Source organism: Micromonospora sp. ABR4_055, assembly GCF_056160425.1.
This window is the reverse complement of record NZ_JBSWXD010000081.1, coordinates 17,278-28,356: the sequence shown is the minus strand read 5'-3', so window position 1 is coordinate 28,356 and position 11,079 is coordinate 17,278. Positions and strand designations below refer to the sequence as shown.

Below are 11,079 nucleotides of genomic sequence, written 5' to 3'. Positions count from 1 at the left end.
CCGTCCCCTTCCCGGTTATCCCTCCCCCCCTGGGTTCCCCCCCCGTCGTGTCCCCCCCCTTTCACCCAAACACCCTCCCCCGCTTGGGAACCCCACCCCCAAGATCCCGCGCGCTTCACCAGGTGACAGATGTTAAGCCGCAGCCCGTACCTGGGGCGCCAGCTGCAGCTCCTCCTCGAGGTAGTCGGCCATCTGCGCGATGGTGGGCTCGTGGAACAGGTCACCGACCTCGATGTCGACTCCGTACCTGTCACTCACCTGCATCGCGATCCGGGCTGCCCGCAGGGAGTCCCCGCCGAGGTCGAAGAAGTTGTCCAGTACCCCGATGCCCTCGATCTCCAGGGTGTTCGTCCACAGCTGGTGCAGCGACTGTTCCAGCTCGCCACAGGGGGCCTGGTAGGCGCTGTCCACGTCGGGCCGGGAGTTGGGCGGCTCCGGCAGAGCGGACCGGTCGATCTTCCCGTTGGTGTTCAGCGGCATGCTCCCCACCAGGTACGCGGAGGGCACCATGAAGGCCGGCAACCGCCGGCGCAGGGCCCGGCGGATATCCTGTACCACCGGATCTGATCCGGCGGCCGGCTCGATGTACGCCGCCAACTGCACGTCGCCCGCGCGGTCCTTGCGTGCGAGCACTGCGGCCTGCCGTACCCCTGGCTGAGCCGCCAGCACAATTTCGATCTCGGCGAGGTGCACGGTGTTGCCACGTACCTTGATCTGATTGTCCCGGCGGCCGACGATTTCGATACTGCCGTCCGTCCAGTACCGGGCCATGTCCCCGGTGCGGTAGAGGATCGGGGACCGCTGCGGGTCAATGGGGTTCTGTACCCATTTCTGCGCCGTCATCTCCGGCCGGTTCAGATAGCCGGCGGAGAGCCCGTCGCCGGTGATGCACACCTCTCCGACGACTCCCGGCGGCACCGGCCGGAGCCGCTCGTCCAGCACGTAGGTCCGGACGTTGCAGATCGGTCGCCCGATCGGGGGCAGGGTGCTGGCCCGCCCCTCTGGCCCAAGATCAATTCCGAGTTGGGTGATGTCGCAGAAGGCCACCGTGGTGGCCTCGCTGGAGCCGTACAAATTGATCAGGCGGAAAGAGAGGTCCGCCGGAGGCCAGGATTGGATGCGTTCGCCGCAGACCCGGATGTCGCGTAGCGCGGTGTCGGCGGGCCAGTCCAGGGACCAGAGCCGTTCGGCCATCGGTTTCATCAGCAGGGTGGTGGTGATTCGGTTGGCCAGGAACCACTCCTGCAGGCGTTCAGGGGAGGCGACCACCGAGGCCTCGGGGATGTGCACGGTGGCGCCGGCGGCGAGCACCGGGAAGCACTCGACCTGGATCATGCCGTACCCGGGGGCCGCCAGCCAGGTGCCCTGCGAGCCAGGGGCCATCCCGCACAGCTCTCGCATGGCGTGGATGTGGTTGCGGGCGGCTCCGAACCGGGCCCGCACCGCCTTGGGCGCCCCAGTGGAACCCGAGGTGTAGCCGATGTGGATCAGATCGTCGACCCCGATCGGTTCGTGCACCTCGGTGGTGGGTTCGGTCTGCCAGTCAGTGGTGTCGAGGGAGATGACCGGGCAGGTTCCGGCGACGGAACCGGCGTGGACGGCCATGGTGAGTACCCCGGCCGCCGCGGAGTCCTTGATCATGAATCTGGTGCGTTCTGCGGGAAAGTCGGGATCCAGCAGGATCGCCGCTGCGGCCACCTTGAAGCAGGCGAGCTGGGCGATCAGTGCCTCGACGCCACGGGGGAAACAGACTCCGACATTGTCGCCCCGGCCGATCCCGGTGGCCACGAGCCGGTGGGCGACCTGGTTCGCCCACTCGTCCAGCTCCCGATAGGTCACCCGCCGGTCGGGCAGAGCGACCGCCACCGCCGCTGGGGTCTCCCGGGCGTACCGGGCGACCAGTTCGTGGATGTACGGGGCGGGCACGGTGGCATCGGTCCGGTTCCACTCGATCAGCACCTGGTGGCGTTCCTGCTCGGTGAGCAGCTCGATGTCGTCCACCGCGGTGGTCGGTCCGACCGCCAGCACCCGTTCGAGGTGGCGGGCGTACTGGGCCACTGCCGTCGCCTCGAACCGCTGGGCGGGCATCACCAGCTCCAGCCCGTCGGGGGTGACCACCAGGGTGAGGGCGGCAATGGCGGCTCCGAGGGGTGCCCCGTCGGTGACGACAACACCCTGTGGCAGGTCGTCACCGGCCGGAACCTCGACCATTCCGTGGGGTAGGTCGCCGAGCGTGGTGCCGGTGGGTACCGGCACGAGGAGGGTGGTGGTGACCCCGGGGCTCAGGCGACCGATGTGGACCTCGGCCGTACCGGTGTACCTGTGGATCAGAGTGGCGAGGGCGGCCACGGCGGCGGTGGGGTCGGCCGGGCCGGCGATCGGAACCCGGTGCGGCGGGGAGTGTGGTTCGCCTCCGCCGGGCCGGGCCAGTGGTAGCGACGAACTGGTGGTCGTCTGCATCGGACTCATCGTTCCTCTCCGGGTGGGTGCGCCTTGGTCTCAGCCGGCCATGGCAAGGTCGTGGGCGGACCGGCGGGCTCGCAGGGAGTCCGCCAGCAGGGTGATCAGTCGGACGGTCTGCTCCCAGCCGACGCACGCGTCGGTGATGCTCTGGCCGTAGCGCAACTGGTCGCTGCTGCCCAGGACCAGGTCCTGCCGCCCAGGGGTCAGGAAGCTCTCGAGCATGAGACCGGCGATGCCGTGCTCTGAACCAGCGACACGGGCCGCGACATCCTCGACCACGTACGTCTGCCGCTCGTGGTCCTTGCCACTGTTGCCGTGGCTCGCGTCGATGAACAGGTTGGTGGTCAGCCCGGCGGCGTGAAGCTGGCCGCGGGCCAGGGCGACGTGCATCGGACCGTAGTTGGGGGCGTCGCTGCCGCCACGCAGCACCAGGTGACAGGCCGGGTTGCCGGTCGTGCTGAGGATGGCGTTGTGGCCGCCGTCGGTGATGCCGGGAAAGACGTGCCCCCGGCCGGCCGCGACTATCGCGTCGACGGCGTCCTCGACCCCACCGTTGGTGGAGTTCTTGATACCTACCGGCATCGGTAGCCCGCTCGTCAACTGTCGGTGGATCTGGCTCTGCACGGTCCGGGCACCGATCGAGCCCCAGGAGACGGCGTCGGAGAGGTACCTGGCGACGGTCGGGTCGAGGAATTCACAGCCGACCGGCAGACCGGTGCCCAGTACGTCGATCATCGTGCGCCGGGCGACCCGCAGGCCGGCCTCGATGTCGTGGGATCCGTTGAGTAGGGGATCGTTGACCAGGCCTTTCCACCCGAGGCGGGTGCGTGGCTTCTCGACGTACACCCGCATCACGACGAGTAGGGAGTCGGCAACCTGGTGGGACAGAGCGGCGAGGCGTTCCGCGTACGCCAGGGCGGCTACGGGGTCGTGGATCGAGCAGGGCCCGGCGATGACGACGAGGCGGTCGTCCTCGCCGCGGAGCACCTTCTCGACGCCTTGCCTGGCCTGCTGGACGGTGTCGGCGGCGACCGTGGAGAGCGGAATCTCCTCCCGTAGCGCTGCGGGTGAGGTGAGGTGACGGTAGGTGGTTGCCCGCGAGGCGGAGGCCAGGGCCGGTTGCATGAACATGTTTCCTTCCCGTTTCAGCTACCGCCGGCGGTGAACACCGCGGCGGAGAAGGTGAAGCCCATGCCGGTTCCGATGACCAGAATCCGCGCACCGGGTTCGAGCTGGTCCGAATCCAGGAGGTGGTGCAGGCCGAGGATCTGGTCGGCGGCACCGAGGTGCCCGGTGGTCAGGCCGAACTCGAGCAGGTTGTGTCTGGGGGTGATGCCGAGGGGACGCACGAAGCTGTTCTGGAAGAGGGTCCGGCCGACGAAAGGGGTGATGAGCCAGTCGACCTCGTCCGGGCCGGTCGCTGACTCGGCCAGGGCGCGGGTGACGACGCTCTGGGTTCGCTCGGCGGTGCGCGTCTGGATGTCGCGCAGGGAGATCTCCCCCCGGGCCAGGAATTCCCGGGTACGGCGCCGGGCATCTGGTGCCTGCGTGCTGGGGGTCTCCCGAAAGGGCTCATCGCCCCTTGACAGTCCGCCAAGGACGGTGTCGGTCTCGGCGACGCAGGACAGCAACCGCAGTCGCCCGCCGCCGCGGGTCAGCACCGCCGCCGCCGCGCCGTCGCCGAAGACCATTCCCGGAGAGGCGTAGAAGCGGTCTCCTGGCGGCCCGAACCGGTCCGCCAGGGTGAGCAGGGCACAGGAGAGGGCCGGATTGGTGGCCAACATACTGGCCGCCACCTCGATGCTGGCGATCGAGCCGTTGGACCAGGCGGCAACGGTGATCGGCATGGTCGCCAGTTGGGTGCCGAGTAGTTCCCCCGCGATCCAGCAGGCGGCCGACCACTGGTCGATGCCCTGGAATCCGGCATGGCTGTGCAGGTGCAGGGTGTCCGGACCGACCTCGACGCCGTACTCGGTCGCCGCCTTGATCGCCTGCCGCCCTCCGGTCACGGCCATCTCCGGTGGGGCCTCCGAGGCCCGGGAGAAGCTGATCATGCCTGTGCTGGCTGCCGCTTCCGGGGAGTAGGAGCCTGCGGCGACGGCTCCGGCGATGGGGATCCGGTCGCCCAGGACGGCTCCGGTGCCAGCGACCCAGATGTCATCGAACCGCATGGTCGGCTTCTTCCACGGCAAGGTCTTGGCGGAATCCGTCCGGCAGGTCCCGGAGGTGATGCGCCCCTGCGGTGACCCTGGCCGGGCCGGCGACTCCGGTGAGGATCGCCAGGGCGGTGCGGCTCAGCACCCGGCCGACGGCGGACTCGATGGCCCCGGCGAGGTGCGGGACGCTGGTTCGGTAGTGGACGGTGAACTCGACAGTGCTCCCCTGGGGGTCCGGTGTGACAGACCAGTGTCCGTCGTAGCGGACGAAGTCCCCGTCGACCTGTTCGAACTCGATCCGGTCGGCGGTTACCCGGCTGCGCTGGGTCCAGGTGGCGACTCCGTTACCGAAGGCGAGCACCCAGTCGCTGCGGTCCTCCTCCCGAGTGACGGACAGCAGGTCCGGGGCGTATCCGGGGAAGTTCTCCGCTGCGCTCAGCAACCGGATCACCTCCTCGGCCGATGCCGCGACTTTCGCCTGCAAGGTTCGGGTGGCCATTGATTCCTCCGGTTCAGGTCAGGCGGCCGATGCTGACGGCCTGCAGATGGGTGGTTCGCAGCATCGGATGACTCGCCTCGCCGAAGGCGCCACCGGTCAGGCCGGTGCCGCCCTGGTTGGGCAAGAACGGCAGGAAGTTGCCATGGGAGTCATTGATCTTGAGATTCCCGCCGTTGGTGACGGCCTCCAGGCAGCGCTGAACAGTGGCCTCGTTGCTGGACCAGACAGAGTTGCGCAGTCCGTACGCGTTGGAGTTGACGAAGGCCAGTACCTCCTCCAGCAACTCCTGGTCCGAGTCGCCAGCGGCCGGCACGATGATCGGTAGGAGGGGGAAGAACGTCTCGTCGCGGACCACGGACATGTCCCGCGCCCCGCGCAGCCCGTCGACTCGGACGATCGTCGGCTCGATGAAGAAGCCGGTCTCCGAGGGTGTTCCGTCCACATCCAGACGGCGTGCGCCGTGCACCAGCTTCGCGCCCTTGGCGAGGGCCTCGACGAGGCTGCCGAAGAACCAGTCGGCACCGAGCACCGGGGTGAGCACCACCCCCCGATCCTGTGGATAGCCCGGCCGGATCAGCCGGGTGGTGGCGACCAGTTTCTCGATCACCTCGTCGGCGATGGCCGGGTGCAGGATGACCTGGTTGGGGACGTTGCAGATCTGTCCGGAGTTCATGAAGAACTGGGCCAGGGACTCGACGGCGGCGTCCAGGTCGGCGTCGTGCCAGACCACGCAACAGTCGTTGCCGGCGAGCTCCAGGATGGGCTTCTTGCCGGCCGCTACACAGTCGCTCTCGAACTGCATGCCCTTGTGGCTGCCGCCGTAGTAGATGATGTCGTTGACCTGCTTGCTCGCGATCCAGGCATCGATCATGGGCGGCCCACAGAGGGCATTCATGGTGCCGGCCGGGGCCCCGGCCTCCTCCAGTACCGGCGCTACGATCTCCCGGAGTAGGTACATGCAGCTCAGTCCGACCCCCCGGGGGGCGCGGACCACCATGGTGTTGCCGGCAAGCATCGCGGTCAGGCCGTTCAGAGCGTTGACGGTGGCCGCGTTCTGCGGGGGATTGAGGCAGACCACCCCGTCGGGCACCCGGCGTAGCAGCATCTCCCGATCCTCGGTCTGCCGCCGGACCACCATCTGCTCGGCGCACCAGTCCAGGGTCTCGGGGCTCCAGGTGGTCTGTGGTACGCCGTAGACGATGCCCTCCGACATGTCCCGTGGCTGGCCCTCGGCGACGAGTAACTCGACCAGGGGGCCGCCGTACTCGACCAGCCGCCGGGCGATCGCCTGGCCGATGGCCATCCGGTCGTCGAGGGGAACCCGGGCCCACTCGGGGGCGGCCCTGGCGGCGGCCTCGATCGCCTGCCCGGCCATCGCCTCGTCGGCGATGGCGCACGCTCCGACGACCACATCCGCCGGGGCGGTCACCCCGGGCCGGCCCGCGTCGAGATCCCGCTTGAGGCGCAGGCTGGGGAAGGTGTCGTCGATAACCGCCCGGGTGGAGATGGTGTGCACGTACTCGCCACTGTCGCCGGTGACGTCCCGGCCTCCGATATACGACGGATATGTCCTGATCGTCACGTCGGTCCTTTCTGCGGTCCCGCTGTTACCGCCAATGACGTTATGCAGGTAACAAGATCGAGACAATGGATCCGCGATAAGGGATCCTTCTTCCAAAGGAAGGCGCCCTGGCCCTGCGGGGCCGGGGCGCGGCGGACGGAGCAGTGGAGTCAGGCCGCGCGCAGCGGCTCGCGTCGAAGGTGCAGTCCGAAGTGGTCGCGGTAGGCGTCGAGCACCTCCGCCGCGGCCAGCTCCCGGCGGACGCGGCCGCCGTCGGCGGTGGTGATGGTCAGGCTTCGACCGGCCAGGGTCACCCGGCCCCCGTCGGCGGTGAGCCGGGAGCAGATCGGTGACCGGGCGTAGGGCGACTGGGGCGAGGTGACGATCCACCAGCAGGCGGCCTCGAAGTCCGACAGGACTCTTGCCCGCTGGTCTACCCGGTAGACCGGTCGGCTGCCCCGGAACACGTCGAGGTCACCACCCGAGGTCTCGACCAGTCGGAACCGCCCGCCCGGATCCCACTGCTCGGCCGAGGTGCCGAGGGCCAGCGGGAAGACGGTATGCCTGCCGAAGCCGACATCGGCCAGCCATCTGGCGCCGGTCGTGTCCTCTACCCGCAGAACGATGTGGCTGTAGGGCAGGGCCAACCGACCGGTCGCGTACACCTGGGCGGGCAGCAGCTCGACCTGGTAGCCGAGGGCCTCCAGTAGCAGGGCGAAGGCTCCGTTCAGCTCGTAGCAGATGCCGCCCCGACGACGGTCCACGATGTTGTGCAGCAGCCCTACCTCGTCGAGGGTCACTTCTTCATCCAGATGGATCGCGAGAGTGTTGTAGGGGACGGTCGTGAGGTGCGCCCGGTGCAGATCCCGCAGAGCCAGGGGGTCACCGGCCGCGGACCGGTCGGCGCCTATCCGGCCCAGGTACGCCGCGACGGACACCTCCGTGATCGATGAAGGGTGCAGCGAAATGCTCATGATCAGCTCTCTTCGACGGTACGATCATGAAAAGATCCGATGGAGGGTACTTATAGTGATTAAAGGTGACACTCTGCGCGGGCTAAGCACCGTCAGCTTCTGGGCAGACGATGTGGAGGCCGCCAAGCGGTGGTACTCCGAGCTGCTGGGCATCGAGCCGTACTTCGAACGTGGCGGGGCCTACGTCGAATTTCGGATCGGGGACTACGAGCACGAGCTGGGTATCGTCGACCGTGAGTACGCCCCGGCCGAAACCGCTTCCGGCCCTGGCGGCGTTGTCGCCTACTGGCATGTCGATGACATCGAGTCGACCTACGACCGACTGCTGGCCATGGGTGCCACCGAGTACCAGCCGATCACGAAGCGGGAGGCCGGCTTCGTGACTGCTGCGGTGGCTGACCCTTTCGGCAACGTCCTGGGCATCATGTACAGCCCGCACTACCTCGACTGGGTCGAGGCGACTGTCAGCCACCGACTGTCAGCCACCGGATGACAGCCCTTCGGTGACCTCCCGGATGCGGCGTTGCCGGCTCTCCGGCCGTTTCAGCTTCTGCAGATGCAACAGGATGGCATAGCGGGCGCTCGCGTTCAGCGCCGCGAAGGCCGCCGCTGCGCCGGGGGCGGCCGACAGGGCCGTCGCCAGGTCGTCCGGGATCCTGGCCCGACTCGGGGAGTCGTACGCCGCCGCCCACCTCCCATCGGCCTTGGCCCGCTCGATCTGATCCAGACCGGCGGGTCGCATCCGGCCGGCTTGGATCAGCCGCTCCGCCTTGACCCGGTTCACCTTCGACCAGGCGCTGCGGGGCCGCCGAGGGGTGAACCGTTGGGCCCACCAGCCCGGCGGGGTGGTGGCCGAGGTGGCCTTCCCGTCGATCCAGCCGTAGCAAAGGGCGACCCCGAGGGCCTCGTTCCGACTCACCGATTCGACGGGGGTCTCCTTCTTCGGCAGCACCACCCAGACCTCCTCGGCGCTGGCATGGTGTACCGCCAACCAGGCCTCGAACTCCTCGGCGTCGGTGAAGGTGAGCATCAGACCGGCACCGCCTCGACCAGGGAGAACCGGGCGGGGGCGAGACCGATGACGTCGGCGACCGCGAACCCGGCTGCCGAACACAGGGCAGCGAAGTCTCCTCGGGTGCGCTCGCGGCCGCCGAGTTGCACCAGCATGTTGAGATCGCCCAGGTGTGGCAGAGCAGACCCACCCGAGGAGACCACCTCGGGCAGGACCGCGTCGACGACCAGCAGCCGTCCATCGGGTGGGATCACCCTTCGGATGTTGCGCAGGATGCTCAGACAGCGCTCGTCGTCCCAGTCGTGCAGAATGCTCTTGAGCAGGTAGGCGTCGGCCCCGGCGGGCACCCCGGCGAAGAAGTCTCCGGTGGACAGGGTGCAGCGCCGCTCGATGCCGGCTGCCGCGATCGTGGTCCCAGCCTGGGTGATGCCGTCGGCGGTGTCATGCAGGATGCCCTGTAGATCGGGATAGGCCGTCAGGACCGCGGCGAGCAGGGTTCCGTCCCCGCCGCCGATGTCGGCGAGGGTGCTGTGCCGACCGAAGTCGTAGGCCTGCGGCAGTACCTGGGCCGCCAGCCGGGTGCCCTGGCGCATTGCTGCGTTGAACCGCTCGGAAAGCCGGGGGTCACGACCCAGGTGGCTGAAGAAGTCGGTGCCGAAGACCGCGGCGAAGGTAGCCTGCCCGGTCCGGACCGCCTCGTCCAGCCGCTGCCAGGCACCGAGCATCGCCGGATCGGTGGTCATCGCAACGAACTCGTGCATGGACTCAGGATGGTCGGTACGCAGCAGGGCGCCAACCCCAGTCAGAACGAACTGGTCGGGGCGGGGCTCGGCCAGCACTCCAAGGGCGGTGAGTGCCCGGAGTAGCCGCCGGGTCGCCTCGGGATGGGTGCCGGCCGTAGCGGCTACCTCAGCGGCAGAGCTGCCGCCCGGGCCGACAGCGTCGGCGAGCCCCAGCGTAGCGGCGGCGGAGACCGCCCTCGTTGCCATGTGCCCGCAGACCAGATCGGCGATGCGCTCCCGGTCGGCTGGGGTGACGGTGACAACCGGGATCTCAGAGATGGGCATGACATGAACCTTCCTGGTCGCCGCAGGAGCGGCTCGGGCTCGGCGGTCGGTCGACCGGCGGTCAGTTGAAGGGGAGCGCGCTGCTCCAGTCCTCGCCCGCAGCGAGCAGGCTGCGCGGCTTCACCACGTCCCGGGTCCGGGTAAGGGCCTCGATGGGCAGCAGGGCTCCGGGGGCGAGCCCGGCGACCTCGGTCGGGACCCCGATCTCGCGGTCGATCGCGGCGGCCAACGCGGCGACAGCGACATCCCGGTGCTCCTCGGCAACCTCGATCTGGACCCGAAGCACATCCCGATCCGCCCGGGCCCGCCAGAACATCACCCCGTACCCGATCGGCAGGCTGAAGACCAACTCCTCCAGCTGCTGCTGGGTCACCGTGCCCTCGGCCACGGGGTGGCCAAAGGCCGACCTGCCCAATACCCGGATCGAGGGCAGGTGCCAGCCACACGGGCAGTCCGCATAGGAAACCTCGACGTCGTCTTCGAGGTTGTAGCGCAGTAGCGGCATCGCCTCGCGATACAACGGGGTCACCAGTAACTGGCCGTTGCCGGCCTTGGTGATCCGGCCGGTAGCCGGGTCGTACACCTCGAAGATCATGCGGTCGGACCAGAGGTGCATCCGGCCGTGCGGACATTCCCCGGCGAGACTGCCGGTCTCGGTCGAGCCGTACTCCTCGACGATCGGTACCCCCCAGATCTCGCTGATCCGACTGCGGCGGGCCGGGGTGAGCGGTTCGCCGCCGACAAACAAGGCACGCAGGGCGGGGAAGTCGGCCCGCGGTCGGAGTCCGGCGGCCTGGGCGGTGGCCGCCCAGACCAGGGGTTCGGTCGGGATCGACCAGGTGAGGCTGACCTCAAGGTCATGGATGGCCTTGACCACCCGCGAATACGGCATGGCCAAGGACCGGTAGTCACCTGGGACCACAGTCGCCCCTTGCCGACGAGCGGATGCCTGGGCAAGGTGCCCGGTGATCATCAAGGCATAAGGGGTACGGACGAAGAAGGTGTCCTCCGGAGTGATACCCACCCACTTACGGGCGTACCGGTCGGTCAGGTCGATCCAGTCCTCGGCGGTGTAGTAGGAAGGGGTCGACTGACCGGCGGTGCCGCTGGACTCGTGGTAGGTGTCCAGTCTGCTTCGCGGTACTGCGAGCATCCCGAAGGGGTACTGGTCACGCAGGTCCTGCTTGGTGGTGAGGGGGAGTTCGTCAAAGTCGGGGCCGACCCGTCCGGAGTAGAACGGGGTGCGGGCAGCCCACTCCAGCACCTGGGGAAGCGCTTTGAGCTGAAGGGCCCGCAATTCCTCGAGGCTTTCCCAGTCGCCTATCTGCGGCAACGTCAACCGCATGA

10 protein-coding genes are annotated in these 11,079 nt (G+C 68.5%); 1 reads left to right on the top strand and 9 read right to left on the bottom strand.

What is annotated here, in order from left to right:
* Positions 1 to 132 precede the first annotated feature (132 nt).
* From ACXAHD_RS19070 to ACXAHD_RS19045, 6 genes are all read right to left on the bottom strand, one after another.
* Positions 133 to 2,460, bottom strand: a complete 2,328-nt coding sequence (locus ACXAHD_RS19070; protein ID WP_475052171.1) for an amino acid adenylation domain-containing protein — start codon at positions 2,458 to 2,460, stop codon at positions 133 to 135.
* Between the two features lie 39 nt (positions 2,461 to 2,499).
* Complete coding sequence (locus ACXAHD_RS19065) at positions 2,500 to 3,594, bottom strand: 3-deoxy-7-phosphoheptulonate synthase (protein WP_475052169.1); 1,095 nt, start codon at positions 3,592 to 3,594, stop codon at positions 2,500 to 2,502.
* A gap of 14 nt (positions 3,595 to 3,608) precedes the next feature.
* The gene (locus ACXAHD_RS19060; RefSeq protein ID WP_475052166.1) at positions 3,609 to 4,634 is read right to left on the bottom strand and encodes a ketoacyl-ACP synthase III family protein; all 1,026 of its coding nucleotides are present in this window, start codon (positions 4,632 to 4,634) and stop codon (positions 3,609 to 3,611) included.
* The gene (locus ACXAHD_RS19055) at positions 4,621 to 5,118 is read right to left on the bottom strand and encodes a type II toxin-antitoxin system RatA family toxin (protein WP_475052163.1); all 498 of its coding nucleotides are present in this window, start codon (positions 5,116 to 5,118) and stop codon (positions 4,621 to 4,623) included. The genes ACXAHD_RS19060 and ACXAHD_RS19055 overlap by 14 nt, the downstream gene beginning before the upstream one ends.
* Before the next feature lie 13 nt (positions 5,119 to 5,131).
* A complete protein-coding gene (locus tag ACXAHD_RS19050) occupies positions 5,132 to 6,700 on the bottom strand; it encodes an aldehyde dehydrogenase family protein (RefSeq protein WP_475052159.1) in 1,569 nt (522 codons plus the stop codon).
* A gap of 149 nt (positions 6,701 to 6,849) precedes the next feature.
* A complete protein-coding gene (locus tag ACXAHD_RS19045) occupies positions 6,850 to 7,653 on the bottom strand; it encodes an arylamine N-acetyltransferase family protein (RefSeq protein WP_475052157.1) in 804 nt (267 codons plus the stop codon).
* Here ACXAHD_RS19045 and ACXAHD_RS19040 point away from each other — a divergent pair.
* On the top strand, positions 7,646 to 8,146 hold the full coding sequence (locus tag ACXAHD_RS19040) for a VOC family protein (RefSeq protein WP_475052154.1): 501 nt from the start codon (positions 7,646 to 7,648) through the stop codon (positions 8,144 to 8,146). The two genes, ACXAHD_RS19045 and ACXAHD_RS19040, sit on opposite strands and share 8 nt — an antisense overlap.
* Here the strand turns inward: ACXAHD_RS19040 and ACXAHD_RS19035 are convergent.
* The 3 genes from ACXAHD_RS19035 to ACXAHD_RS19025 form a co-directional block, all read right to left on the bottom strand.
* A complete protein-coding gene (locus ACXAHD_RS19035; protein ID WP_475052151.1) occupies positions 8,132 to 8,683 on the bottom strand; it encodes a YdeI/OmpD-associated family protein in 552 nt (183 codons plus the stop codon). The two genes, ACXAHD_RS19040 and ACXAHD_RS19035, sit on opposite strands and share 15 nt — an antisense overlap.
* Positions 8,683 to 9,732, bottom strand: coding sequence for a methyltransferase (locus tag ACXAHD_RS19030; protein WP_475052148.1), 1,050 nt, complete (start codon positions 9,730 to 9,732; stop codon positions 8,683 to 8,685). Before ACXAHD_RS19030 ends, ACXAHD_RS19035 begins: the two co-directional genes overlap by 1 nt.
* Before the next feature lie 61 nt (positions 9,733 to 9,793).
* Complete coding sequence (locus ACXAHD_RS19025) at positions 9,794 to 11,077, bottom strand: AMP-binding protein (RefSeq protein WP_475052146.1); 1,284 nt, start codon at positions 11,075 to 11,077, stop codon at positions 9,794 to 9,796.
* Between the last annotated feature and the right edge of the window lie 2 nt (positions 11,078 to 11,079).